At 28.2% G+C, this 24,685-nt stretch carries 26 protein-coding genes and 1 pseudogene; 25 read left to right on the forward strand and 2 right to left on the reverse strand.

Annotated elements, in window-relative coordinates; translation table 11 throughout:
• Window positions 1–3: 3 nt before the first annotated feature.
• The 15 genes and pseudogenes from recA to rseP all read left to right on the forward strand — a co-directional run bounded on the left by recA (window position 4) and on the right by rseP (window position 12,293).
• Window positions 4–1,095: a recombinase RecA gene (recA, locus tag U880_RS0108775; RefSeq protein ID WP_024655653.1), complete on the forward strand. Its 1,092-nt coding sequence runs from the start codon at window positions 4–6 to the stop codon at window positions 1,093–1,095.
• Window positions 1,096–1,109: 14 nt separating this feature from the next.
• Window positions 1,110–1,880 carry a hypothetical protein gene (locus tag U880_RS0108780; protein ID WP_235048056.1) on the forward strand — a complete coding sequence of 257 codons (771 nt, stop codon included), beginning with the start codon at window positions 1,110–1,112 and terminating at the stop codon, window positions 1,878–1,880.
• Window positions 1,861–2,611, forward strand: a pseudogene (locus U880_RS0108785) (pseudouridine synthase). Before U880_RS0108780 ends, U880_RS0108785 begins: the two are co-directional and overlap by 20 nt.
• Window positions 2,598–3,251, forward strand: a complete 654-nt coding sequence (gene cmk / locus U880_RS0108790; RefSeq protein WP_235048062.1) for a (d)CMP kinase — start codon at window positions 2,598–2,600, stop codon at window positions 3,249–3,251. Before U880_RS0108785 ends, cmk begins: the two are co-directional and overlap by 14 nt.
• 13 nt (window positions 3,252–3,264) lie before the next feature.
• Window positions 3,265–4,926 (forward strand): 30S ribosomal protein S1, encoded by a 1,662-nt coding sequence (locus U880_RS0108795; RefSeq protein WP_024655657.1) that lies wholly within the window; start codon window positions 3,265–3,267, stop codon window positions 4,924–4,926.
• A complete protein-coding gene (locus U880_RS0108800) occupies window positions 4,919–5,521 on the forward strand; it encodes a tetratricopeptide repeat protein (protein ID WP_024655658.1) in 603 nt (200 codons plus the stop codon). The genes U880_RS0108795 and U880_RS0108800 overlap by 8 nt, the downstream gene beginning before the upstream one ends.
• Before the next feature lie 96 nt (window positions 5,522–5,617).
• Window positions 5,618–6,316, forward strand: coding sequence for a hypothetical protein (locus tag U880_RS0108805; protein ID WP_084543280.1), 699 nt, complete (start codon window positions 5,618–5,620; stop codon window positions 6,314–6,316).
• Between the two features lie 13 nt (window positions 6,317–6,329).
• Window positions 6,330–6,608, forward strand: a complete 279-nt coding sequence (locus U880_RS11980; protein ID WP_024655660.1) for a hypothetical protein — start codon at window positions 6,330–6,332, stop codon at window positions 6,606–6,608.
• A complete protein-coding gene (locus tag U880_RS0108815; protein ID WP_024655661.1) occupies window positions 6,598–7,197 on the forward strand; it encodes a Maf family protein in 600 nt (199 codons plus the stop codon). The genes U880_RS11980 and U880_RS0108815 overlap by 11 nt, the downstream gene beginning before the upstream one ends.
• Before the next feature lie 35 nt (window positions 7,198–7,232).
• A complete protein-coding gene (gene rpsB, locus U880_RS0108820) occupies window positions 7,233–7,997 on the forward strand; it encodes a 30S ribosomal protein S2 (protein WP_024655662.1) in 765 nt (254 codons plus the stop codon).
• Between the two features lie 21 nt (window positions 7,998–8,018).
• Window positions 8,019–8,855: a translation elongation factor Ts gene (gene tsf, locus U880_RS0108825; protein ID WP_024655663.1), complete on the forward strand. Its 837-nt coding sequence runs from the start codon at window positions 8,019–8,021 to the stop codon at window positions 8,853–8,855.
• A gap of 37 nt (window positions 8,856–8,892) precedes the next feature.
• Window positions 8,893–9,447: a ribosome recycling factor gene (frr, locus tag U880_RS0108830; protein ID WP_024655664.1), complete on the forward strand. Its 555-nt coding sequence runs from the start codon at window positions 8,893–8,895 to the stop codon at window positions 9,445–9,447.
• A 4-nt stretch (window positions 9,448–9,451) separates the two neighbouring features.
• Window positions 9,452–10,144, forward strand: a complete 693-nt coding sequence (gene uppS, locus U880_RS0108835) for a polyprenyl diphosphate synthase (protein WP_024655665.1) — start codon at window positions 9,452–9,454, stop codon at window positions 10,142–10,144.
• Entirely contained in the window at window positions 10,092–10,997 is a 906-nt protein-coding gene (locus tag U880_RS0108840) for a phosphatidate cytidylyltransferase (RefSeq protein WP_235048063.1), read from the forward strand. Before uppS ends, U880_RS0108840 begins: the two co-directional genes overlap by 53 nt.
• A gap of 15 nt (window positions 10,998–11,012) precedes the next feature.
• Window positions 11,013–12,293: an RIP metalloprotease RseP gene (gene rseP, locus U880_RS0108845; RefSeq protein ID WP_024655667.1), complete on the forward strand. Its 1,281-nt coding sequence runs from the start codon at window positions 11,013–11,015 to the stop codon at window positions 12,291–12,293.
• Between the two features lie 38 nt (window positions 12,294–12,331).
• Here rseP and trhA read toward each other — a convergent pair whose 3' ends face one another.
• Window positions 12,332–13,018, reverse strand: coding sequence for a PAQR family membrane homeostasis protein TrhA (gene trhA / locus U880_RS0108850; RefSeq protein WP_024655668.1), 687 nt, complete (start codon window positions 13,016–13,018; stop codon window positions 12,332–12,334).
• Between the two features lie 227 nt (window positions 13,019–13,245).
• Between trhA and U880_RS0108855 the strand changes: the two genes are divergently transcribed.
• The 6 genes from U880_RS0108855 (at window position 13,246) to dnaB (ending at window position 18,694) form a co-directional block, all read left to right on the forward strand.
• Entirely contained in the window at window positions 13,246–14,937 is a 1,692-nt protein-coding gene (locus U880_RS0108855; RefSeq protein WP_024655669.1) for a PTS transporter subunit EIIC, read from the forward strand.
• 676 nt (window positions 14,938–15,613) lie between these two features.
• Window positions 15,614–16,018 (forward strand): 30S ribosomal protein S6, encoded by a 405-nt coding sequence (gene rpsF, locus U880_RS0108860; RefSeq protein ID WP_024655670.1) that lies wholly within the window; start codon window positions 15,614–15,616, stop codon window positions 16,016–16,018.
• A gap of 11 nt (window positions 16,019–16,029) precedes the next feature.
• On the forward strand, window positions 16,030–16,470 hold the full coding sequence (gene ssb, locus U880_RS0108865) for a single-stranded DNA-binding protein (protein ID WP_024655671.1): 441 nt from the start codon (window positions 16,030–16,032) through the stop codon (window positions 16,468–16,470).
• A 12-nt stretch (window positions 16,471–16,482) separates the two neighbouring features.
• Window positions 16,483–16,773, forward strand: a complete 291-nt coding sequence (gene rpsR, locus U880_RS0108870; protein ID WP_012537884.1) for a 30S ribosomal protein S18 — start codon at window positions 16,483–16,485, stop codon at window positions 16,771–16,773.
• 13 nt (window positions 16,774–16,786) lie between these two features.
• Window positions 16,787–17,281, forward strand: coding sequence for a 50S ribosomal protein L9 (gene rplI / locus U880_RS0108875; RefSeq protein ID WP_024655672.1), 495 nt, complete (start codon window positions 16,787–16,789; stop codon window positions 17,279–17,281).
• 18 nt (window positions 17,282–17,299) lie between these two features.
• Window positions 17,300–18,694 (forward strand): replicative DNA helicase, encoded by a 1,395-nt coding sequence (gene dnaB, locus U880_RS0108880; RefSeq protein ID WP_024655673.1) that lies wholly within the window; start codon window positions 17,300–17,302, stop codon window positions 18,692–18,694.
• A 47-nt stretch (window positions 18,695–18,741) separates the two neighbouring features.
• Here dnaB and U880_RS0108885 read toward each other — a convergent pair whose 3' ends face one another.
• Window positions 18,742–20,097, reverse strand: coding sequence for a hypothetical protein (locus U880_RS0108885; protein WP_024655674.1), 1,356 nt, complete (start codon window positions 20,095–20,097; stop codon window positions 18,742–18,744).
• A 190-nt stretch (window positions 20,098–20,287) separates the two neighbouring features.
• Here U880_RS0108885 and U880_RS0108890 point away from each other — a divergent pair, with 190 nt between their 5' ends.
• The 4 genes from U880_RS0108890 to U880_RS0108905 all read left to right on the forward strand — a co-directional run bounded on the left by U880_RS0108890 (window position 20,288) and on the right by U880_RS0108905 (window position 24,684).
• Window positions 20,288–21,481, forward strand: a complete 1,194-nt coding sequence (locus U880_RS0108890) for a thiolase family protein (RefSeq protein ID WP_024655675.1) — start codon at window positions 20,288–20,290, stop codon at window positions 21,479–21,481.
• 90 nt (window positions 21,482–21,571) lie between these two features.
• Window positions 21,572–22,582: a peptidylprolyl isomerase gene (locus U880_RS0108895; protein WP_024655676.1), complete on the forward strand. Its 1,011-nt coding sequence runs from the start codon at window positions 21,572–21,574 to the stop codon at window positions 22,580–22,582.
• Between the two features lie 25 nt (window positions 22,583–22,607).
• Window positions 22,608–23,042: a transcription antitermination factor NusB gene (nusB, locus tag U880_RS0108900; protein ID WP_024655677.1), complete on the forward strand. Its 435-nt coding sequence runs from the start codon at window positions 22,608–22,610 to the stop codon at window positions 23,040–23,042.
• Window positions 23,029–24,684 carry a tetratricopeptide repeat protein gene (locus U880_RS0108905; RefSeq protein WP_024655678.1) on the forward strand — a complete coding sequence of 552 codons (1,656 nt, stop codon included), beginning with the start codon at window positions 23,029–23,031 and terminating at the stop codon, window positions 24,682–24,684. The genes nusB and U880_RS0108905 overlap by 14 nt, the downstream gene beginning before the upstream one ends.
• Window position 24,685 lies beyond the last annotated feature (1 nt).

Consider the following 24,685-nt stretch of genomic DNA (forward strand, 5'->3'; position numbering starts at 1 on the left):
AAGATGTCAAAATTAAAAGATCCAATGGATGATTCTTTAAAAAATAAATTGAACAAAGAAAAAGCCATTGAACTTGCTAGAGTGCAAATAGAGAAGGATTTTGGAAAAGGAAGTCTTATTAAAATGGGAGAATCTCCTGTAGGTAAATATTTAGAGAGCATACCTAGTGGTTCTATTTTGCTTGATGAGGCAATTGGTATTGGTGGGTATCCAAGAGGCAGAGTAGTAGAAATTTTTGGTCCTGAGTCTTCTGGTAAGACTACTCTAACTCTTCAAGCAATTGCTGAGATTCAAAAGACAGGTGGGATTGCAGCTTTTATTGATGCTGAACATGCTCTTGATCCTGTTTATGCAAAGGCCTTGGGTGTTAATATTAATGAACTTTGGCTTAGTCAACCTGATACAGGAGAACAAGCCCTTGATATTGCTGAATATTTAATTAGGAGTGGTGGAGTTGATTTAATTGTTGTTGATTCTGTTGCGGCTTTGACACCACAAGCAGAAATTGATGGCGAGATGGGTGATACTCAAATTGGGCTTCAAGCAAGACTTATGAGTAAGGCTTTACGGAAAATTACAGCCATACTTTCAAAATCTAATACTTGTATTATGTTTATTAATCAAATAAGAATGAAAATTGGTTTAGTCTTTGGTAGTCCAGAGACTACTACTGGAGGAAATGCTTTGAAATTTTATTCTTCTCTTCGTCTTGAAGTTAGAAAAGTTGAGCAAGTTATAGGCAGTTCTTCAGATAATGTTATTGGTAACAAGATAAGAGTTAAAGTTGTTAAAAATAAAGTGGCGCCTCCTTTTCGTAAAGCAGAACTTATAGTTTATTTTGGAAAAGGTATTTCGCGTGAGGCTAGTATATTAGATGCTGCTATTAAATATAATTTGGTGCAAAAATCAGGTTCTTGGTATGCTATAGGAGATGATAACTTAGGACAAGGTAGGGAAAATGTTATTGATTATCTTTTTAAGGAAAAAGCCCTTGCAAATGAACTTGAAAATAAACTTAGAAAAATAATATTTGAAAATCCTAGTCAAGATTCTCTTACGGTTGATATTTCTAAGAATGAGGAAAATAAAGAATAAAATAAGAAGAAATTATGAGTTTAGATAATTATTTGATTGTTTGTAATGATTTTAAAGGAGAAATAGGAATCTTTTTTGATTATATAAGAAATAAAAGGGAAATTCTTAAAACTTTTAATTTAAATAAAATAATAGAAGATTTTTTGGTGTTTTCTGAAAATATTGAAATGGATATTAGAGAATTAATTAAATTTTATTCTTTTATAACTAGTTTGCTTTATTTGAAAACTCAAATACTCTATCCAGTTAAGTTAAAAGATCGAAAATTTGTTGAAAGAGAAATAGTGAATAAATTGATGAAATTTAGTGATAAATATGTGATGTCTAAAAAGTTTGTTCGAAAAAAAGATGAAGTATGTTTAGATATATCTAAATCTTCTTTTTTAAAGGAAAATGTTGTCTTTTTAAAAAATATAGATGATGCTAAAAATTATATTGCTAATATTAATGAAATTAAGAGTAAAGATAGGACAATGAGGGTAAGTAAAGAACGAAATGATATTTTATCTGATAGGTTTAGGTTTAATATTGTCTTAGGTACTTATGATGCTAAGATTGCAGATAAAAAAACTAAAATTATGTCACTTTTGGCTAAAGAGGATAAGTGTAGATTTGAACTTTTATTGAATTTAGATGATCAATTTTACTTTTTGGAGAGATTTTGTTATTTTTTAATCGTTCTTGAATATAAAATGTCAAATGTTATAGATTTAGTTTATATAAATAATGAATTAATTGTAATCAAGGGAAGAGGTATTGACGAATATAAACAGCAAAGGGCTTAGAGTACATGTTTTTTTAGCAGAAAAAGGTATAGGTTCTAGGAGGTTTTGCGAAGAGCTTATAAAAAAAAATCTTATTAAAGTAAATGGCATTTTTGCTAAACTTGGAGATAAAGTTTTCTTAGGTGATAGGGTGGAGTATGGAAAACAAGTATTTGTTTTTCAAGATGCCAAGGTTGTAAATAAAATTTATATTGCTCTTCATAAACCTATAAATTACCTTTGTTCAAATTTTGATCCAAGGGGAAGAAAATTAGCAATATCTTTAGTGCAGCCTTTATTTAAAGAACGTTTATTTTCAATTGGTAGGCTTGATTTTAAAAGTTCTGGTCTTTTGCTCTTTACTAATGATGGTCAGTTTGCAAATAGTATTGTGCATCCAAAGAGTGAGATAGAAAAGGAATATATTATTGAGTCAAAGAGGGTTGTTAGCGAAGATTTGCTTGTTAATTTTAAGAATGGAATAAAAGTTGGTAATGAGCTTTTTAAGTTAAAATCTTACGTTATGCTTGGTAATAATACGGCCAAGTTAATTTTAACAGAAGGTAAAAATAGAGAGATACGTAAAGTTTTTTTAAGTAAAAATATTTTTTTAAAAAAAGTGCATAGAGTTAGAATAGGTAATATTACATTGAATAATTTGAAAGAAGGACAAATTAAGGTTTTGTCTTTAGCTAAAATTAATAAATTAAAGACTCAGTTTTTGGAGGCATTGATGTGATAATAGCAATTGATGGACCTTCAGCTTCAGGGAAAAGTTCTGTTTCAAAAGCATTGAGTATGAAATTGGGTTTTAAATTTATTAGTTCTGGTTATTTGTATAGAATAATAACTTTAATTGCTCAAAGATTTACTTTAAATGAATATGATTTGCTTAATGAGAGTAAGCTTGTGGAGCTAATATCTCAAAATGATATTAAATATAATGATAATGCTTTTCTTTTAAATGGTGTTGATGTTATAAGTCATATTTTAACTGAAAAAATAGATTTTCAGGTTTCTCTTTATTCTTCTTATGTAAATATTAGGGAGATTGTGAATAAAAAATTAAGAGAAATAGTTAAAATTCAAGGTGATGATTATATAATAGAGGGTAGAGATATTACTACTGTAGTATTTCCAGAAGCTAAGATTAAAATATATCTTGATGCTTCTGTTGAAGTGCGAACTTTAAGACGGTATAATCAAAGGGATGATGATATGGCTTTAATTGAACTGGAGCAGGCACTTGAGAAACGAGATGCAATTGATCAAAATAAAGAGTATGGTAAATTGAAGTTGGGTAAAGAGGTTTTTTATATTGATACAAGCTATAAAAGTTTAGATGATGTATGTGATATTATCATAAAGACGTTTAATTTGAAAAAAAAGTGATAGAGAGGTGAGAATGGAAAATCAAGAAGATTTACAAGAAAATTATCTAAAGGTTCTTGAGAAGGTAGAACTGGGTAGTAGTGTTTCTGGTATTGTTATAAATATTATGAAAGATTATGTACTTGTAGATATTGGTTATAAGTCTGAAGGTTTTATTAAAATTGATGAATTTGAGACCATTCCAAATGTTGGCGATAAACTTGATGCAATAGTGACAAAAGTAGGAGGAGAATTAGGTTTGGTTCTTAGTGTATCGAAACTTGATTCTCTTAATTTGCAAGATAAAATTGATGAATATATTGCAAATAAAAAAGTACTTAAAGGCAAAATTTTAGTTGAACTTTCAAGTGGATATAAAGTTCAGATTAATGATAATATTACTGGGTTTATGCCATTTTATTTAAGTTCTCAATTGAGAGATGAAAAATTAAAAAGAGGTTCTATAGTTGAATTTTATGTTATTCAGGCAGATAAATCTGATGGTCTTAGGCTTATTCTTGATAGGCGGACTTTAGAGAGAGAGCGAGAATTTTTGAAGCGAAAAGAGCTTGTTAGTTCTTATAGTGAAGGGGATATAGTTGATGGTATTGTTGAGAAGATTACAGATTATGGTGCTATTATAAAGATTAAGAATCTTGTTTTAGGAGTTTTGCATAAAAGGAATATTGCATTTAATCGTGTTGAGAATGTTGAGGATTTTATTCATGTTGACGATAAATTAAGATTGAAGATTATTAAGCTGAGTGCAAATACAGGCAAAATGGAATTATCCCTTAAGGCTTTAAAGGTAAATCCTTGGGATTCTGTTGAATCTAAATATAAGGTTGAGAGTATTGTAAAGGGAAAGATTGTTAAAATATTACCTTTTGGTGCTGTTGTTGAACTTGATAGTGCAATATCAGGATTTCTTCATATTAGTAATTTTTCTTGGGTCAGATCCATAAAAAGTCCTCAGGAGTTAGTAAAGGTTGGACAAATTGTAGAGGTTAAGATTTTAGAGATAGATAAAGAAAATCAAAAAATTTCTTTAGGTATTAAACAAGTCAATGAGAATCCTTGGAATAATTTGGCTGATAGATATGGTGTTGGGAAGGTTGTTCAGGGTGTTGTTAAAAATATTACCAAAACTGGTGCTTTTGTAAATATAGAAGAGGGCATAGATGCATATATTAGTAAATTTGATATCTCTTGGGTTGAAGAAGTTAGTCCTGAGAAATATTTTGAGATTGGTAGTTCTATTAGTGGTAAAGTTATAGAATTTGATGCAAAAAGACAAAATATTAAGTTGGGGATTAAACAATTAGAAGAAAATCCTTGGGATGATTTTTCTAAGAGTTATAAAAAAGGTGATGTTCTTGAAGTTGAAATTATGGAAAAGAAATCGAAGGGGGTTCAAGTAAGAGTTTATGGTAAAATTATGGGATTTATTAGTAAAATTCAACTTGGAGATACAAAAGAGTCTAGTTTGGAGACTTTTGAAAAGTTAAATGTTGGGGATAAAATTAAGGTTATAATTACCAATATTGACTTTAAGAATAAATTGGTTTTGCTTTCTTATAAGGCATATAAGGAACAAAAATCAAGTGAAGAAATTTCTTCTTATCTATTTAAGGAAGATGATGAGGAATCTTATAAGCCATTTGCAAATCTTTTAAAGAGGGATTCTGATGCTTAAAAATAAATTTTTTATCGGTATTCTTGCAGTTATTATTTTTGTAGGAATTATTATTTATTTTTATGATTTTACGGATATAAATTATGTCAAGGAAGGAGGAGAAATAGTAGAAAATCTTGAGCGAGATTTAAGTCTTTATTTGAAATCAAAAAATACTGAAGAAAGGAAAGATTTAGAATCTAAAATAGAAAAGGCTTTAAACAGTATAGATGATATTACTTATGAATTTCTTTCACGGTTTTATCTTGCAAAGTCTACTTATTCTCAGAGTAAAGGTTTGTATGAAGAAGCTCTTAAAGATTTAGATATTGTTATTGCTTCGAAATGGATTGAGCGAGAATTAGCTTATATTAATAAGGCTGTGATTTATGAAAAAATAGGACAAGTAGAACATGCTTTGTTAATGTATGATAATGTGATTAATCAAACTAAATTAGATTTTATGAAAATTAGGGCTTTGCTTGGAAAGGCAATATTACTTGAATTACAAGATAAAAAATTGGCTATTGATATATATGAGAAAATTGCTAGTTTTTCTTATGAAGATAACTTGTATATTAATATTGCTAAAAATAAGCTTTTTCAGCTTAAATAATTTGATTTGGTTTTTTATTTAAATGTGCAAGGAGGATTTAGTTATATTATATTTTTAAGTGTATTTTTTTTTATATTTGGTTGTGGAATTGAAGATATCGTTTTAGTTGATTCTCCTTCTGTAGTTGATAGTAGAGCTTCTAGGGATATTTTGGCTTTTAAATTACCTTATGGGTATTTTGATAAGAGTAGTAATGCTAAGGTTAGAGGTTTTGATATATATTATAAATTTTATCCAGAAGGTGCAAATCATAATTTTAGTGGTTTTGCAAGAAGTGTTCAGAGAGATTTTGATGCATTAAAGAGTGTTTTTAATAATGTTAGTGCATTTAATGTGAGAGGGTTTTATAAAATAAATTTAGATAGAGATCGTTTTTCAGGAAGTCCTACCTTAAAATTGGATAAAAGTTGGATTCAAGGTAAATTTCCTTTATATATTGAACTAAATTTTGAAAATTTAAGAAAAAGTATTCCTGGTTCAGCGTTTATTACTATAAGGAAGGGTAATGATTCTTCATCTCCTATTCTTAGAGAGATTAGGAATATGTACAGATCTTATGTTGTTGATGGTTTTTATACTGAATTTTTTGATGTTTTGAAGAAATCTAAAGTATCAGATAGTAAAGATAGACCATTTGATCTTAAACATATTAGTGATAGCTTTTTTACAAGAGATGTTTCTCCCAAGTATAATTTAGTGATTTTTGTTATGGCAGCAGGTAATGCTATTGAAGGTGATTTATATAGTGTTATTGTTAATTTAGGGACTTTAAACAGTTTTGAATTGTCAAATTAGTTGAAGGTAAGGTATGTTAGCATTTTTTTTTCATTTAATTTTAACTAATATTATTATTTCTTTTATAGTAAGTTTTTTTGTTGTTTTTTTTGGTATACTGCGATTTAAGTTTTTACTTATTTATTTTATAAGTTTTTTGGGAAGTGTTTTATTTTTATTTTTTATTCCTCTTTTTTATTCCGGTTATTATGATAGACAGATAGATATTTTATTTTATTTGTTTCCAATTATTGGTTCAGTAGTTTTGGTATCTTTATTAAGATTTTCTGAGAGGAGTAAGAATGATTTATAAAGAGAATTTTGAAATTGCACTTGTATCAAATTCCCTTGCTAGAATTGAATTTTTAAATGCTTTAAAGCTTAATTTTGTTTCTCTTAGTGTTGATATTGATGAAGATTTGATCATCAAATCTGGTGAGATGGAAATTACAAAAAAGATATCGCTTATTAAGCTTACTAATGCCATTGAAAAATATGGAAAAGATAAATGTTTAATTACTGTTGATACTTTAGTAAAAAATGATTCTATTTATATTGGCAAAATACAAGATGAAAAGGAAGTTTTTGTTAAAATAATGGAATATAGTAATAAGCTTGTTGAGGTTGAAACGAGTTTATGTATTTTTATTCCAGTAAAAGAAAAAATAGTGAAAGCTTGTGAAGTTTCATTTATTAAATTTAGAGAATTAACTCCTGATATCGTTTATCATTATATTTCTCTTGGATATTGGAAAGATAAGTCTGGAGGTATAAGTCTTAAAAATGGTGTTGCAGATATATTGATTGAATATATTAATGGTAATTATTCAAACATCGTAGGCTTACCAATTGGATTGTTTTATGATATTCTTATTAAAGAAAATGTAATTTCCGCTATATAAGTAGTGAGTAATAGCGAGGGATTTGGGAGGTTATTTTGGCAGTAATTACTATGAAAAGTCTTTTGGAGGCTGGAGTTCATTTTGGTCATCAGGTAAAAAGGCTTGATCCAAGAATGAAAAGATTTATCTTTTCAGAAAGAAATGAAATACATATTTTAGATTTACAAAAAACTCTACAAGGAATTAAAGATTCTTATGAACTTGTTCAGAGTGTTATAAAGAATGGTAAGAAAGTTTTATTTGTTGGTACTAAAAAACAGGCAAGTGAGATAATTGAACAGGAAGCCAAAAGGAGTGAGATGCCCTATGTTAATAATAGATGGCTTGGTGGGATGCTTTCAAATTTTAATACTATTAAGAAATCAGTTCAAAAATTAAAAAAATTGGAAAAAATGGAAGTTGATGGAACTTTTGAAATGATTAGCAAAAAGGAAGTTTCTCAAATTAATCGTGAAAAGTTAAAATTAGCTAAAAATTTGACAGGTATTAAGGATATGGAGGATCTTCCTGGTGCTATTTTTATAATTGATCCTAAGAGGGAACAGATCGTTATTAATGAAGCTAGGAAACTTGGCATTCCTATAATTGCGGTTGTTGATACTAATTGTAATCCAGATGTAATTGATTGTCCGATTCCTGGAAATGATGATGCAATTCGTTCTGTTGCTTTATTTACTAAGATAATATCTGATGCTATTTTAGAGAGTGATAAAGAGGTTGGCATTCAAATAGTTGAAAATTTGAATGAAGAAGATTTAATGAGCGAAATTGAAGTTAAGAATGAAAGGAAAGAATCATAAAATGTATATAAGGAGAGTAATATGAGTATTAGTCCTCAAGAAGTAAAAAGACTCAGAGATGCAACTGGTGCTGGATTTGGTGATTGTAAAAAGGCATTAAGTATTGCTGGTGGTGATTTTGAATTAGCTAAAAAAAAGCTTAAGGAGATGGGTATTGTATCTGCTGATAAGAGAAGTGGTAGAGATGCTAAGGAAGGTCGAGTTTTTTCTTATGTTAATACAGAAAGAGTGGGTCTTTTACTTATTGCATGCGAGACAGATTTTGTTGCTATGAATAGTGATTTTGTGGCTTTTGGAAATTCTTTGATAAAACAATTAGTCGAGAGTGGTAGAGATGTTCTTGATGAGCATCAAGAACTTGAAATTAAAAATTTGGCAGCCACAATTAAAGAAAATATTTATGTAAGTAAAATCTATATTTCTAATATTGCATCTAATGAGCTTGTGAAAAATTATCTTCATGGAGATCAGTCTAAGATAGGTGTATTTGTTAAATTTAAAATAGATGATGTTTTAAAAATGCAAGATGAAAAATTAAATAATTTTGCAATGGATTTAGCTTTGCATGTGGCAGCTTTTTCTCCTCTTTATTTAAGTGTTAATGATATTTGTCTTAATTATATTAAAGAACAGGAAGAAATTTTTATGAGACAAATGGAATCTAGTGGAAAACCTGAGAATGTAGTTAAAGGGATAATATCGGGAAAACTTAAAAAACATTTAGGAGAAATTGCCCTCTTAGAACAAGGGTTTGTAAAGGATGATAAACTTACTGTTAAAGAAAAAATAGAAGAGATTTCTAAGTTGATTTTAAGTAAAATAGAGGTGGTGGAATTTAAGTACTTAAGTGTTGGATAATAATTTGTGATTCTTTTGATTTTTTAAGGAGGTTTGAATGGAGGAATATAAAGCTTTATTAGATGAAAAGATGGGAAGGGTTGTTTTATCTCTTGAGAGTGAATATAAGTCTTTAAGAACCGGTAGAGTAAATAGCGCTCTTTTTGATAAAGTATTTGTTGATTATTATGGAGAAAAAACTCCTTTAACTAGGGTTGCTAATATTAGTGTTCCTGAGGCAAGGCTTATTGTCATTCAGCCTTGGGATAGAAGTTTGTTATCTAAAATAGAACAGGCTATACTCAATTCAGATCTCTCAATGAATCCTTCAAGTGATGGATCAGTACTTAGGATTAAGGTGCCTGTATTGACTATCGAGAGACGGAAAGAAATAGTAAAACAAGCAAAGAAAATAGCTGAAGATCATAAAATTGCAACTAGAAATATAAGGCATGAATTAAATAATAAAGCAAAAAAGCAAGAAAAAGATTCTCAGATTACTGAGGATGATTTACGACGAATTTTAGATGATATTCAACGAGATACTAATTTTTATATAAAAAAAATAGATGAGATTTTTGATTTAAAAGCAAAAGAGATAATGGAAGTTTAAGTTTATGAGTAGTAATTCCCTTCCAAGTCATGTTGGGATCATTATGGATGGCAATAGAAGATGGGCATTAAAAAAAGGTTTGTCATTTTTTGAAGGACATAAAGAGGGTTTAAAGCGAGCTAAAGAAATAGTGAAACGTTCTTGTGAATTGGGTATAAAGTGTTTATCTCTTTATGTTTTTTCTACAGAAAATTGGAATAGAACAAATTCTGAAATAGAACATTTGATGTTTTTAATTACCGATTATTTAAGTTCTGAATTTAAATTTTATGCTGAAAACAATATAAAGGTAGTGATTTCAGGTGATATTGAGACTTTAAGTCAAAAAGTCAAAAAATCGATTGAAGATGCTACTAATTATACAAAGAATTTTGATGGGCTTATATTAAATTTGGCTATTAATTATGGTGGTAGAAATGAAATAGTTAGAGCTACTAAGAAAATTTTAGAAAAAGGGTTATCAGTTGAAACTTTAAATGAGGTTGAATTTGCTAAGTTTTTAGATAATCAAGAACTTGGTGATCTTGATCTCTTAATTCGAACAGGTGGAGATATGAGAGTAAGTAATTTTCTTTTATGGAGACTTGCTTATTGTGAATTTATTTTTTCAAATGTTTTATGGCCAGATTATTTTGTTTTTCATTATGAGAGAGATTTGGAGTGCTTTAAGAATAGGAAGAGAAATTTTGGGAGATAAAGGTTTATTTAGTATTAAGTCTAAAAAGTTGACATTTGTTGCTCGACTTGGAACATTTTTATTTTTTGTTCCTTTGGTTTTGCTTTTAATATTTTTAGAGTTTAAGAGTTATTTGTTGATTAATATTTTAATTTTTATGTTTAGTGGAATTGCTGCAAAAGAAGTTAATGATTTACTTAAATTTAAGTCTGCTTCTGTTTCTAGTACTTTGTCTTTCTTTTTAGGGATATTCCCTCCAATTTTGACATATGTGCATTTTAATATTTTAGATTTAGGCATTAATATAGTATTTTATTTAGTTATAACTTTGGTTTTTAGTAACTGGATTGTCAATTTGGTTTTTATTAAAGAGAATGAAATTGTTAATTTTTTATCACAAGCAACTTCTATAATTTTTATACTCATATATCCAGGTATTTTGATGTCATTTATTGTTGCTATTACTACTTTGCCAAAAGCACCTATTCTTTTATTAATACTTTTTTCTATGGTTAGTGGTAATGATACTTTTGCCTATCTTTTTGGATATTTCTTTGGGAAAAATAGTTATAAGCCCACTATTATTAGTCCTAATAAAACTATAATGGGATTTTTTGGTGGTATACTATTTTCTGTCATTGTTGTACTTATTGTAGTAAGTTTAGGATTGATAAATTTAACTTATGGAGAAGCTATGATTTTTGGAGTTTTAATAGGATTTTTTACTATTATTGGTGATTTGTTTGAATCTGGACTTAAGCGTAGTGCAGGAGTTAAAGATTCTGGTAAAATTATTCCTGGTAGAGGTGGTGCTCTTGATTCAATTGATTCATATCTCTTAACAGGTCCTATATTTTATTTGTATTTATCGTAGTTTTGGGAGTCATTAATGTATATTTTTTTTAGTATTTTAGCTTTCACTTTTATAATATTCATTCATGAGTTGGGGCATTTATTTTTTGCAAGACTTTTTAAAGTTAAGGTTGAAGTTTTTTCTATAGGAATAGGACCCAGTCTTTTTAAAATCAAAATAAAGGATACTGAGTATAGATTTTCTCCTATTTTTTTAGGGGGATATTGTAAACTTAAAGGGTCTGAACATCTTGAACATGAACTTAGGTTAAATAAACAACTTGAAGCAGATAAAGATTCTATTTTTGGTATTTCTCATTTTAAAAGGATATTGATATATTTTGCAGGGCCTCTTTTTAATTTGATTTTTGCATTAATTGTTTTTATTGCAATTGAAATGATAGGAATTGTTTATCCTGATTATTCTAGTAAGATAATCGTTATTAATAAGAGTGCATTAAGTAAATTTAGAGATGGTGATGTTATATTGAGCGTTGATAATACTAATATAAAATATTATTCTGATTTAAAGAGAGTTCTTCCTTTAAAAAATTCTAGAGTGACCTTTACTGTTTTAAGAGATGGTGAGAATATTAGTTTTGAGGATAACACAAATTTAGATAAGTTCTTAGAAGAAATTAATCCTTGGATAGATCTTGTTGTTGCTAAAGTTAAAATTAATTCTTCAGCCGAAGTTGCTGGTCTTCAGCCGAATGATAGAATAGTAAGCATTAATGATGTGTCTATAAGTAATAATAGGGATTTAGACAATTTAATTTCTAAACTTGATGTTAATGTGGTAGATATTAAATATGAAAGAGATGGAGAAATTTTGACTTCAAAATTGGTATTTCAGGATATTAATAAAAATTTAGGAATTTATTTATTGCCTGGTTCGAAACGATTGGTGAGAGCAGATAATTTGGTAATTGCTTTTACAAATTCGTTTAATAAAGTTTTAGATATTTTGGGTCGCATTTTATATTCTATTGTTGAGTTGTTTACTAATTTTAGAAGTAATGCTAAGAATATCACAGGTCCTGTTGGAATGATTAATATTTTTGCTGGTTCTTTTTCTTTTGGAATATTGTATTGGCTTGATACTCTTGCTATTTTTAATTTACTTATTGCTGGTATGAATTTATTTTTTGTTGTAATTCCAATGCTTGATGGTGGTCAAATTTTGATTAGTTGTATTGAACTTTTGCGTGGAAAGAGATTTAAAGCAAAGATTATTTACTATTTTTATCTTTTTGGTATTTTGATGATGCTGATTCTTTTTGTATTAGGGCTTTTAAATGATTTGAGTAATCTTTAAAGCACTTTTATATTAATTTCGTGGTATAAAAATTTGAATTAATAAGGAAGTACATATTGAAACATAAACCAATAATGTGCAAATGATGCAAGTAGTATCAATATATGAAAGAAGTCATGCATTCTCATATTTGATATTGGGTTTAGATTTTTGCTTGTTGAATATACTATTCCTCCTATTGTATAAAGGATGCCCCCAATAGCTAGCCATAAAAATCCTTGTGTAGGGAGTATGTTGTAGATGAGTTTGATTCCAAATATAATACTCCATCCCATAATGATAAATATACATCCGTTAATCCATCCAGGACTATTTGTGTATATTGATTTAAAAATGATTCCTAAAATAGCAAATCCCCAAACGGTTGTAAGAATTATTTTACCATAAATATTAGGCATAAGAATTAGACATGGTGGAGTATATGTTCCTGCTATCAGTATAAATATTGATATATGATCAAATTTTCTAAATAGTTGTTTTATTTTGCTTCCCTTTGTAAATATATGATATAAGGTGCTCATTGTGTATAATAATGTCATTGATGAACCATAGATTAAAAATAATACTGCATGAAGATATTTTTTTAGATTGATTGATAGGGTGATAAGAATAGTTGTCCCTATAATTGATAGGATCATGCCAAATAAGTGAGATATTGAACTGAATAATTCATTTTTAGGTATTATACCATTATATGGTGATACGTTTTGATTTTTTTTAGACATAATTTACTCTTTTTTATATACTTTTATTTTAATAACATGTATATACTTCTTTATTTTAGGTATATTAGTGCAAAATAAGACATAAATCAAGTAACCTAAAATAATTTAACATAAAACTAGAGATTATGTTAATTTTATTATTAAATTTTTATATTAAAATCTAACTTTTTCTAAAAAAAGCAATATAATGTTGAATTGTCTTTAACTTTTAGATGGAGAGGTTCAGCGTGATAGGTTTTTTTAAAATTCTTAGATTTGCTAATTTGCAAAAATTTTCTAGTGCAGTGCGATTGCCAATTTCTGTTATTACGATTTTTTCTTTGATGCTTGGGATAGGGTCAGCATTTTTAAATCCTTCTAATTTATTTTATGTTGATAATGCTGTTTTGAAATTGATTTTAGGTCTTATTAGAAGTGCCAGTAATATTGTTATATTAAATATTCCTTTATTTTTTGTTGTAGGTATTACTGTTGGTGTTGCTAGAGTGCAAAAAGGTACTGCTGCGCTTTTAGGCCTTGTTGGATATTTGATTTTTAACGTTACTGAGAATTATTTTCTTGGGGTATTTTCAGGATTAGCTGAACCTGATTTGATGTCTTCTGTTGGACAAGTTAAAGTTTTAGGAATTCAAACTTTAAACACAGGTATTTTGGGTGGTTTATCGGTTGGGCTTTTAGTTGGTTATTTACATAATAGATTTTGTAACATTGAATTGCCAGGACCTTTTGATTTTTTTTCTGGAATTAGATTTGTTCCTATAGTGATTTTTCCCTTTTCTATTTTATTGGGAGTAATATTTTTTTTAATTTGGCCTTATCTTAATGAACTTATCACTTCTTTTGGATTTTTTATTGCTAAGTTAGATTATTATGGTAGTTTTTTTTATGGATTTTTGAACAGAATACTCATTCCTCTGGGACTTCATTCTATTTTGACATTTCCTTTTAATTTTACTTCTTTGGGAGGATCTGAAATAATTAATGATCAGGTTATTGGTGGTATTCAGAATATATTTTATGCTCAATTGTCAGATCCATATCTTACAAGATTTTCTTCAAGTATTTCTAGATTCAATAGTGGATTTTATCTTTCTATTATGTTTGGACTTCCTGGGGCAGCCTTTGGAGTTTATAGAGGAATTATTCATGATGATAAGCGTAAGATCTTAACATTGTTATTTTCAGGGGCTTTTGCGGCTTTTTTTACGGGAATTACAGAACCTTTAGAGTTTTTATTTGTTTTTACAGCGCCTTTACTTTATTTTGTGCATGCTATCTATACTGGATTTGCATTGTTAATTGCTAATATATTTGATATTTCAGTTGGTATGACTTTTTCTGCTGGATTTTTGGATTTTGTTATGTTTGGGGTATTACAAGGGCATGATAAGACAAATTGGTTATATTTATTACCATTAGGTTTGTTATTTTTTGCTTTGTATTATTTTACTTTTAAATGGATTTATAATTATTTTGATTTTCAGATTCTTGGTGTTGGAGAGCCGTTTTTTGTTGGAAGTGAAGGTGAAGTTGAAGGGATGGGGATTGCTCATTTAGTAGTGCAAGGACTTGGAGGTCTTGATAATATTCAAGAATTTGATGTTGTATCGACAAATTTAAACTTTGTGGTTTTCAGTCCAGAACTTAGGTTTGAAGATTTTCTTAAAAAAACAGGTGCTTTGAATATTGTTACAATTGGTAATACAATTCAAATTGATTATGGAACAAATGTTTATTATATAAAACAGGCTATTGAAAATTATTCTCCCAAAAGTCTTTTTAAAGCCAGCGTTATTGTTGCATCTGATAATGTAAGACAAGGAATTAAAGCATATATTGAGATGAAAGAAGATGATAAGCGTGAAAAACAAGGATCAACAGGGAAGCTTTATAAACTTAATAAAGATGATAAGGATTAAACTTGAAAATATGATGTAAAGTTATGTATTTGTAATTATTAAATAGTAAACTATTTTTTATTATTTATTTAAGTATCTTTTTGGAGAGATGAAAATGTGGCGTTGGGAGTATAGGTTGTAAAAAAAGTATTGAGGGTAAAAATTATTTGAATTTTGTTGTTAAAAGAATGAATTTTATTTCTGAAATAGTGATTGGTTGTTAGTTAAAGGTTATACGGATAATCAACTTGTGATTTATTGCTATTTATCTGTAATTAATTATGATGTTATAATTAATTATGTACATTGTTATTAATGCTGAATTTTAAAAAAACATGCAAGATTATAGGCTACTGCAAAAATTTCATAGAATATTTTTTAATGATATTTTATCGTGGATTAATTTTTAGTAATAGTAAGTTAGAATTTTAGTTATTGAAAAAGAATACATTGAAAAAGAGATTTTTGTTTTATAATAAAAAAATTTATCGTTTATTATCGAGTATTGAAGGCATCTGATCGTTTTTTATGAATAATTAAAAAATGAATAATAAAAGAAGTTCAATTGTCTTTTATCAAGAATTGAAAAAATTGAAGCGTTTTTATATACTTTACATAAATAATACATTATAGCGTTAATAACCTTTGCCATAAATTAGAGAAATTTATGGTGCAATTAAGACCATAAGGAGTTGGAATGATAAAGAAGTATGAAGGTTGTTTTTTATTTAGAAGTGAAGAGCTTGAATATAAATCTGCTTTGGAAGAAGTAAAAAAACAGCTAGTAGCTTTTGGTGCAGTTGATTTTGTTGAAAATTCTCTTGGAGAGAGAGCACTAGAATATCCTGTTAAAAAACAGTTACGTGGTAGGTATGAAATAATAGAATTTAAAATGACAAGTGATAATTTAAAAGAGCTTGAAACACAATTAAAGCTTATTAAAAATTTGCTTAGATGTATGATTTTGGTTAAAATTAACAGAAAAATTAGTGTTAAGAAAGTTAAAAGAAGAAATTTTAGAGAGTATAGAGATAATAGAGATATTAAAGAAAAAGAACAACCATCAGAGTCTAATGTTGCTGCTGATTTGAATGTAAATTGAGGAGGTTGTAGATGGCCGACATTAATTCCTTGGTATTGTCTGGTAGACTTACTAGGGATTCTGAACTTACTTATACTGATTCAGGTATGGCTATTCTTAAGTTTGCTTTGGCTAACAATAGAAGAATCAAAAAGCTTGATGAATGGATTGATTATGCTCAATTTTTTGATTGTGTCATTTTTGCTAAAAGAGCTGAAAGTCTTAGTGCTTTTCTTAAGAAGGGTAAACAAGTTGTAGTTAGTGGTTCGTTAAAGTATGAGAGTTGGCAAGATAAAAATACTGGGGATAAGAAAAGTAAGTGCAGTATTTTGGTAGATGAAATTCAGATGTTTGGAGCATCTACTGCTGTTGCTCAGGGAACAAGCAATGTTGATTTTGAAAGTTATAAGAAGCCAGATTCATTTAAAACTATTGATTTTGATAATGGTTTTAATGAGGATATACCTTTTTAGGAGTTTTAATTTATGTATAAAGATATAGATTCTCATCAAAGAGATTCAAGAACCGATGGACATCAGGATGGTTTTAAAAAGAATCCTAATTTTAGATTTTTTAAGAAAAAAACATGTAAATTTTGTGATATGGATAGAGTTCCTGATTATAAAGAGTTTGATTTCCTTAAGAAATTTATTACAGAACAAGGAAAAATATTGCCTAGAAGAATTACAGGTACTTCTGCTAAACATCAGAGACGTCTTGCACTTGAAATTAAAAAGGCTAGATATATGGCTTTACTTCCTTTTGTAAAGAAATAATGAAGGAGAAGTTATGAAAGTTATTTTAAGAGAGGATTTTATTAATCTTGGCAAAGAAGGTGATATTGTTGATGTAAAGGATGGTTTTGCTAGAAATTATTTGTTGCCAAAAGGTTTTGCTGTTTTTTCAAATAAACATAATATTGATATTTTTTCTCAAAAAAAGAGAGCGATACTTAAAAGACAAGAAACAAGAAGAAAAATGGCAGTTGAGCTTAAAGAGAAACTTGATAAAGTGAATTTAGAGTTTGTAATGCAATCTAATGATAGTGGTAAATTATTTCATAGTATTAATAGTTCAAATATTGCTGATGAACTTTTGAAACTTGGATTTGAGATTGAGAGAAGAAAAATAGATATGCATCATGGTGCATTAAAAGCCTTTGGAACTTATAATGTTACTATTAAGCTTTATGAAGGAATTAGTTCTGTAATTACGGTTGAGATCAAAAGGGAAGAGAAAAAAAATCTTCTTAAAAAGTCTAAAAGTGTTGAAAAAGAAGTTTAATAGAGAGGGGCATAGCTTGTGGCTTTTACTTCGATAAGCACAGCCTCTACACTTCTTTTTAATGAAGGTGCAGAAAAGGCGGTTATTTCAAGTATATTCTATAATCCGGGGAAAGTAGAAGAGGCTTTATTATATTTAAAACCGGATGATTTTTATAATCAAAATCATGAAATGATTTTTAAAGCTATGATTTCTCTTTATGAGAAAAGAGAGAATATTGATCCGATAACTGTATTTGAGGAGGTGTCTACTATAACTCCTAAGTCACAACTCTTAAATAATTTGAAAGCTTTAACAGGTTTGCAAGATTATTTAAGTTTTCTCTCAGGTTATCTTCCAACTGATAAGACTATAAATATTTATGCAAAAATTGTTAAGGAACATCGTATTAGGAGAGATATTGCAAAAATTTCTAGAGAACTAAATGATTTGGCTAATGATTCTACAAAGAAAGTTGAACAATTTGTTGAAGAAGCACAAAGACAAGTTCTTTCAATTGAATTGGATTGTTCTAATAAAAATCTTAATCATGCAAAGGTAATTGCTGAAAGGGTTCATGCTGAAATATATGAGAGGAGTGTTAAGAAACGAGAAGTTGATTTTGGTATTCCAAGTGGTTTTAAAAAGGTAGATAGTCTTATTGGTGGATTTAGAGAGAGTGATTTTATCATTATTGGTGCTCGTCCTAGTGTTGGAAAGACAGCATTTGCATTAAATATTGCATCCAGTATAGCCTTAAAGGGTGATAAGAAACGAAGAGTAGGATTTTTTTCGCTTGAAATGACCTCTGATGCTTTAATTAAAAGAATAATAGCATCTCAGGCTAATATTGATGGTTTTAAAATTCAAAATAGTATTTTGTCAGGACATGAAATTAAGGCAATTAATGATGTTGTAAATGATATTAGTAATTCTGAATTTTATATTGAGGATACTGCAAATATCAGTTTGTTAACGCTTGCAACTCAGGCTAGAAAACTTAAGAGATTTTCAGGTATAGATATACTCTTTGTTGATTATATTAGTCTTATTTCTCTTGAAAGTAAAAATGTACCAAGGCATGAGCAGGTAGCCTCAATTAGTAAAGCTTTAAAAGAGCTTGCTAGAGAACTTAAAATACCAATTGTTGCTCTTTCACAGCTTACAAGGGATACTGAGGGGCGTGAGCCTAGTCTTGCTAGTTTAAGAGAATCAGGTGCATTAGAGCAAGATGCAGATATTGTTATTTTACTTCATAGAGATAAGGATTTAAAGAGCAGTTCTGATGATGATTATGGAATTGTAAATGCTATTGACACTAAAGTTATTGTTGCTAAACATAGAAATGGTCCTACGGGTAGAGTTGATATATTATTTTTGCCACATGTTGTTAAATTTGTTAATAAAGAACATGAAATGGACTATTATTTATAAGATATATTTATTGTTTTACTTTTTTGATGTTTAAGGCGTTTTAGGTATTAAATATTAATTTTTATGCCGATTCCAATGTAGTTGCAAATGAATTTATGTTTTTCTAACGTGTGATTGTTTGTGTTATAAACAAGAGGAGAATAATTCATTTTTGTAAATATTTTTATGTTGTATTTTGTTTTATTATATGTAAAGGCATTTATATTTACCCCGGGTTCAATTTCAAATCCTGTTTGTAATGTATCTTTTATTTTTAATGGTCTGTAAATGGATTTTATATCTTTTTTGTCTTTATTGTAAGCTAAAAACAAACCAGAAGCTATATATAAAATGAGCCGATTTTTTGTAAAAAATTCATATGTTATTCCAGATGAAAATTTATTTGTACGGCTGTTTATTTCATGTGCATTAATATCATAATTTGCTGAAATTGCGAAATAATAGCTTAATTGAGGTATTATTTCGTAATATATTATATTCCTAGTTTGAAACGGAAGCATAATATCATATCCTATAGAGAAATTGTGATTTAAGAGATATAAGTTATTTTCTATAGGATTATCATATTCTTCAGTGATAATTATTCCAAATCCTCCTACGCTAAAAAAATTTTCTTTATTTGAAAAATTTTTTAAATTAAGATTATTTATCGAAAAGAAATTTTTGGAATGAAGTTTATATTGAATGCCGATACCAGTTTCTGCTTCTTGTATTTTCAAGTATGTTTCTATATCTTTTATTTTGCTTTGAATTTGATAAAAAAGTTGTGTTTCAATTCCTATAAATTGATTTTTAAAATCCATTGAAATGCTTGTTTTAAAAAAGTAATCTAAAAAATAAGATAAATCTATATAATTTTCGAGATAAAAAAAACCCATGTAAGAGTAATTTATGGCTGTACTTATGAAACCTCTATAATTGTAATGTTCATAATTTTTAGGAATTGGTCTTAATTGTCTTAGAGCAAAGTGAACCGCTCTTTGTATTAAAGAGCCACCCCAATTGCCATAGAGTAAATTTTTAATTCCAATACCAATATTAAGATTTCCAAAATATTGAGTTTTTGTTTTGAATAAAATTGGGAAATAATACATAAATCCAAGCTCTAATAGATCAATTCTTTTTCTTAGTTGTTCGGGACTTTCTTTATTTCCCCTAAAGGTTAACATGTGTGCTTCTGCATTTATTATAAAACTATATTTTGATTCATGGATGAATATTAAAGAGCCACTTCTTAGGTCATCAAAGAAATCACTTAGAGCGAATCCAAAACCATCGTTTAATTTGTCAAAATGGTATTTATCAATTCCATCATTTTGATATTTCATTAGATAATTGTAAGCATGGGAATTGATAGCTAACATTATAATTATTGTTTTAAAGCTAACTTTTGCTAAGTACATTTATAGATTAATACTACCATGTTTTGATATAAATTAACCATTTTATTTTCAAGTAAATGAAAGTTGTATTTAATAATTCAGTATTTTTAATGATAATTTTTATTAAATCATTTATAATTGTTAAATACATTATATCGTATTGTGTTTTACTTGTTAATATTGAAATTATTATTTTTGTTTGGAGTTATTTATGAAAAAAATAGCGATTATTGGTGGCCTTAGATCTCCTATTACTAGGTTTGGAGGAACATTGAAGGGAATGAATATTGTTGATGTGTCTGCTGATATTGTTAAGGTTTTGCTTGAAAGGAATAGTATTGATAAAGTGGATGAAGTTATTGTTGGAAATGTAATCTCAGCGGGACTTGGTCAAAATATTGCCAGGCAGATTACTTTGAAAACTGGTTTGGGAGAAGTTACCCCTGCTTTTAGCGTAAATAAAGTTTGTGGTTCAGGACTTAAGTCTTTGGAACTTGCATTTAATTCTATATCTCTTGGTGAGAGTGAGGTTGTTGTTGCAGGTGGAGTAGAAGATTTGAGTAATGCACCTTATTTGTTGCCAAGAAATGTCAGATTTGATGGTTTGAAATTTGGAGACTTTAAAATAGAAGACTCAATATATAAAGATGCTTTAGTTGATACTCCAAGTTCTACTGTGATGGGTATTACAGCAGAAAATTTAGCAGAAATGTATGAAATTACAAGAGAAATGCAGGATCAATTTGCATATAATTCTCATATGAAGGCAAAAGTTGCAAGAGATAGTGGGTATTTTAATGATGAGATATATCCTTTATCAATTTTTGATAAAAAGACAAAACTTAAAAATGTTGTGTCTAGTGATGAGGAAATACGTGATAATTTAAGTTTAGAAAGGCTTGCTTCTTTAAAACCTGTCTTTAAAGAAAATGGGACTATTACTGCTGGCAATTCTTCTAGTTTAGATGATGGAGCTTGTTTTTTAATATTGGCAAGTGAAGATTTTGTTCATAAAATGAATGTGAAACCTTTGGCTTATATTGGTGGTTTTAAGAGTGTAGGATTAAATCCTTTGCATATGGGATTTGGAGCTTTTCTTGCTATTGAGGGAATTATAGAAAAGTTTAATTTAAATCCAAATGAAATTGATTTTATTGAAACAAATGAAGCTTTTGCAGCACAGTCTTTGAGTGTTTTGAAAGCTTTACGTAAAAAATATGATATTAAGGATAATATTGTTAATGTTAATGGAGGGGCTATTGCATTAGGTCATCCATTTGCAGTTAGTGGTTCAAGGATTTTATTGACCCTTGCACGTCTTATGAGTATGAATAATAAGTCAAAAGGAATTGCTTCTCTTTGTATTGGGGGTGGTCAAGGTATAGCAGCCTTTTTATATAGGTAGATAATATTATTTTGAAACTAGATTTAAGTTTAATGTTTTGTTAAAATTTTATGAAGCGATTTAGTTTAATTTGATATAAGGGTAATTTTTATGGGTAATTTTTTGTGTTTTTTATTATTTTGTGTTTTAGGAATAACTTCTTTTGCTCAGAATACTCCTGTTGTAATTATTAATTTGCATAGTAATGAAATTATTACTAAAACAGAGTTTGAGTCTAAAGTTAATACATTGAAAAAAACACAAGGTAGAGATTTAAATAATATTGAAAAAAAGCAAGTTTTACAGGTTTTAATTGCTGATGTACTTTTTGGTCAGGAAGCTTTAAAACAGGGAATTAAAGTTGCAGATGATGAAGTTATGCAAACAATTAGAGCTCAGTTTGGACTTGCAAGTCTTACAGATGAACAAATTAAACAGATGATAGAAAGTCAAGGAACAAATTGGAATGAGCTTTTAGCTTCGATGAAGAGATCTCTTGCTGCGCAAAAATTAGTTCTAAAAATTGCTCAGCCTAAGTTTTCAGAGATAAAAGCTCCAAGTGAAAAAGAAGTAATTGAATATTATGAGGCTAATAAAACTAAATTTGTAAATCCTGATATAGCAAGAATTAGTCATGTTTTCTTTTCGTCAAAAGATAAAAAAAGGTCAGAGGTTCTTGAGCAGGCAAAAGATATTGCAAAGCAAATAAAATCTAGTAAGATTACTTTTGAAGAGGCTGTTAGAAAATATTCAAATGATGAAGGTTCTAAGGTTAAAAATGGTGATCTTGGATTTTTGGCAAGGGGTGATCAAAGTGCTCAAAATGTTCTTGGTGCAGACTTTATTAAAGAGGTTTTTGTGCTTAAAAAGGGAAATGTTTCTAATCCAATATCATCAAAGGAAGGTTTTCATATAGTGAAAGTTACTGAAATGTATTCTCAAAAATTTTTAGGTCTTCAAGATAAGATATCTCCTAATGTGAATATGACTGTAAAGGATGCTATTAAAAATAATATGATTAATGTTCATCAACAGCAAATTGTTGCTAAAATACAACAAGAAATTTATGATAAACTCAATAAGTCTGCTAGTATACAAATTTTGGATTCTAGTCTAAAATGAAGAGAATATATTTATAATATTGGTTATGAATTTGAGACATAAGGCTAGGGTTTTAGCTTTTCAAAAAATTTACAGTATTGATGTTAACTGTAAGGCAAAGGATAATATTTTTGATATTTTAAGTTTTGAAGAGAATGAGATAGATTTGGATGGGGATTTAAAGTTATTTTATTCTGTTTTAGTTAATGGTACTTATGATAATTTAGAGTCTATAGATAAATTAATTAGTGGTATTTCACTTAATTGGCGTTTAGATCGTATGGATAAGGTTGATCTTGCTATATTAAGAATGAGTGTATATTCACTTAAGTTTCAAAAGTTAGATGTTCCTAAAAGGGTTATAATAGATGAGGCTATTTTAATTGCTAAGAAATATGGCAATAAAAATTCTGATAAGTTTGTTAATGGTATACTTGATGCTTTGTTAAAAGATATGGAGAGTTCTTTTGAAAACAAATAGGTTATTGTTGTTTTTTATTTTGTTTTTAATTTTTTTTGTATCAATTTTTGTTTATTTGAGCTTAAATCCATATGTTTTGTATATATTAAAGGGAGAAAGGGATTTTAATGAAGTTATTATAGAAATTGATAATTATATTTCAAGTGGGAATTTAGATAGTGCAGAGAAAGCAATTAAATTTTATTCTTATTATGCTGATACTGAATATAAGTGGCTTTCTCTTGTTAAGAGAGCAAAGCTTTATTCTGATAAGATCAATCATTATGTATTGATGAGAAATATTCTAGATTTGAGTGTTAAAAGTTTGCCAGGGAATTTGAAGCTTAGGGCACTCGAAGTATATTCAAAACTTAAAGTAGGAGCTGTTTTAGAAGCTTATGATGTTGCTAAGCAGTATTTATTGGGATATAAAGAATATAAATATTTATGTGATGAGGCTTTTATTAAAAGTGTGATTTTAAATTATGATGTAAAAGACATAAAGAGTTTTTTAATTAAAATGGAACAAGAAAGAGATGCTCTTGCATTTGAGACTATAGGATTCAATCTTCAAAATAATGCGTTTTTAATTAATGCAATGCTTTTGTATATAGATAAAAAAGATTTGGATGCTGCTAAGAGAATACTATTAAAAATAAAAGAAGATAAGGATTTTGCTAAAGAACTTGCTTATATTTCTTATGGTCTTGATAATTTGGATTTTACTATTGCCAATCTTAAACTTCTTAGTGACAATAGTGAACCTAGTTTGATGTTTTTGTTAGCGGATGCTTATTTGAAGAAGGGAGATATTCATAATGCTAAGAGTGAATATTTGAAACTTTATACAGATTTTCCTGATTATAGTATGATGATATATCTTGGGCTGGCATTTATTGCAAAGAAAGAAAATGATTTAAAGCGTGCCATTACTTATCTGAATAAGGCCAATGAAAAATTTAAAGGAAATGAAATGATGAATTATTATTTGGCTAGTATGTATTTTGAAATTAATGATTATTTTAATGCAAATGAGATTGTAAAAAAATATAAAGATAATCCTTTATTCTTTAAACTTTATTTTATTTTAAATTATTCAAATTTAAAATATGAAGCTAAAAAGTCTTTTTTATGGCGTTTGTTTTATAGATCAAACTATGGTAGTGATATTGCACAATTTTTGGCTTGGAATTTACTTCTTTATTCTGATTTAAAGGATTTAGATTTGTTCTTTAATATTTATAATCCTGTTGATGAAATACAAGATTGGTATTATTTTTATAAATTTTATTATTTATTTCTGAAAAAGGACTTGGCTGTTGCAGAAAAAATACTTTTGCGTGAGCAAACGAGCAAGTATTTGTATGGTGTGTATTATAATTTTGGGGTTCTAAGGTTTTATCAAAAAAATTATAAAGAATCAGAAGAATATTTTAGTAATGCAGTTTCGCTTTTACCTTTTGCTCTTGATGATAAGAGTAGCATTAATTTAAGAGAGCGTGAGGATATAGCAAAAATATATTTAAAGCGAGGGATTAATTATCTTTATTTAGGTGAATTTGAAAAAGGACGAGAGGCCATTTCAATTGCTAATTCTTTTTATGAAACTAATGAGGGTAAACTTTATATGAACATGATAAAGATATTTAAAGAGAGGAATTAAA

This window comes from Borrelia hispanica CRI (assembly GCF_000500065.1).
GTDB lineage: Bacteria > Spirochaetota > Spirochaetia > Borreliales > Borreliaceae > Borrelia > Borrelia hispanica.

Excerpts from the sequence above, each read along its gene's own strand:
- recA (WP_024655653.1), top strand. The coding sequence starts at position 4 with ATGTCAAAATTAAAAGATCCAATGGATGATTCTTTAAAAAATAAATTG.
- U880_RS0108780 (WP_235048056.1), top strand. The coding sequence starts at position 1,110 with ATGAGTTTAGATAATTATTTGATTGTTTGTAATGATTTTAAAGGAGAA.
- U880_RS0108795 (WP_024655657.1), top strand. The coding sequence starts at position 3,265 with ATGGAAAATCAAGAAGATTTACAAGAAAATTATCTAAAGGTTCTTGAG.
- U880_RS0108800 (WP_024655658.1), top strand. The coding sequence starts at position 4,919 with ATGCTTAAAAATAAATTTTTTATCGGTATTCTTGCAGTTATTATTTTT.
- U880_RS11980 (WP_024655660.1), top strand. The coding sequence starts at position 6,330 with ATGTTAGCATTTTTTTTTCATTTAATTTTAACTAATATTATTATTTCT.
- U880_RS0108815 (WP_024655661.1), top strand. The coding sequence starts at position 6,598 with ATGATTTATAAAGAGAATTTTGAAATTGCACTTGTATCAAATTCCCTT.
- tsf (WP_024655663.1), top strand. The coding sequence starts at position 8,019 with ATGAGTATTAGTCCTCAAGAAGTAAAAAGACTCAGAGATGCAACTGGT.
- frr (WP_024655664.1), top strand. The coding sequence starts at position 8,893 with ATGGAGGAATATAAAGCTTTATTAGATGAAAAGATGGGAAGGGTTGTT.
- uppS (WP_024655665.1), top strand. The coding sequence starts at position 9,452 with ATGAGTAGTAATTCCCTTCCAAGTCATGTTGGGATCATTATGGATGGC.
- U880_RS0108840 (WP_235048063.1), top strand. The coding sequence starts at position 10,092 with ATGAGAGAGATTTGGAGTGCTTTAAGAATAGGAAGAGAAATTTTGGGA.
- rseP (WP_024655667.1), top strand. The coding sequence starts at position 11,013 with ATGTATATTTTTTTTAGTATTTTAGCTTTCACTTTTATAATATTCATT.
- trhA (WP_024655668.1), bottom strand. The coding sequence starts at position 13,018 with ATGTCTAAAAAAAATCAAAACGTATCACCATATAATGGTATAATACCT.
- rpsF (WP_024655670.1), top strand. The coding sequence starts at position 15,614 with ATGATAAAGAAGTATGAAGGTTGTTTTTTATTTAGAAGTGAAGAGCTT.
- ssb (WP_024655671.1), top strand. The coding sequence starts at position 16,030 with ATGGCCGACATTAATTCCTTGGTATTGTCTGGTAGACTTACTAGGGAT.
- rpsR (WP_012537884.1), top strand. The coding sequence starts at position 16,483 with ATGTATAAAGATATAGATTCTCATCAAAGAGATTCAAGAACCGATGGA.
- rplI (WP_024655672.1), top strand. The coding sequence starts at position 16,787 with ATGAAAGTTATTTTAAGAGAGGATTTTATTAATCTTGGCAAAGAAGGT.
- U880_RS0108885 (WP_024655674.1), bottom strand. The coding sequence starts at position 20,097 with ATGTACTTAGCAAAAGTTAGCTTTAAAACAATAATTATAATGTTAGCT.
- U880_RS0108890 (WP_024655675.1), top strand. The coding sequence starts at position 20,288 with ATGAAAAAAATAGCGATTATTGGTGGCCTTAGATCTCCTATTACTAGG.
- U880_RS0108895 (WP_024655676.1), top strand. The coding sequence starts at position 21,572 with ATGGGTAATTTTTTGTGTTTTTTATTATTTTGTGTTTTAGGAATAACT.
- nusB (WP_024655677.1), top strand. The coding sequence starts at position 22,608 with ATGAATTTGAGACATAAGGCTAGGGTTTTAGCTTTTCAAAAAATTTAC.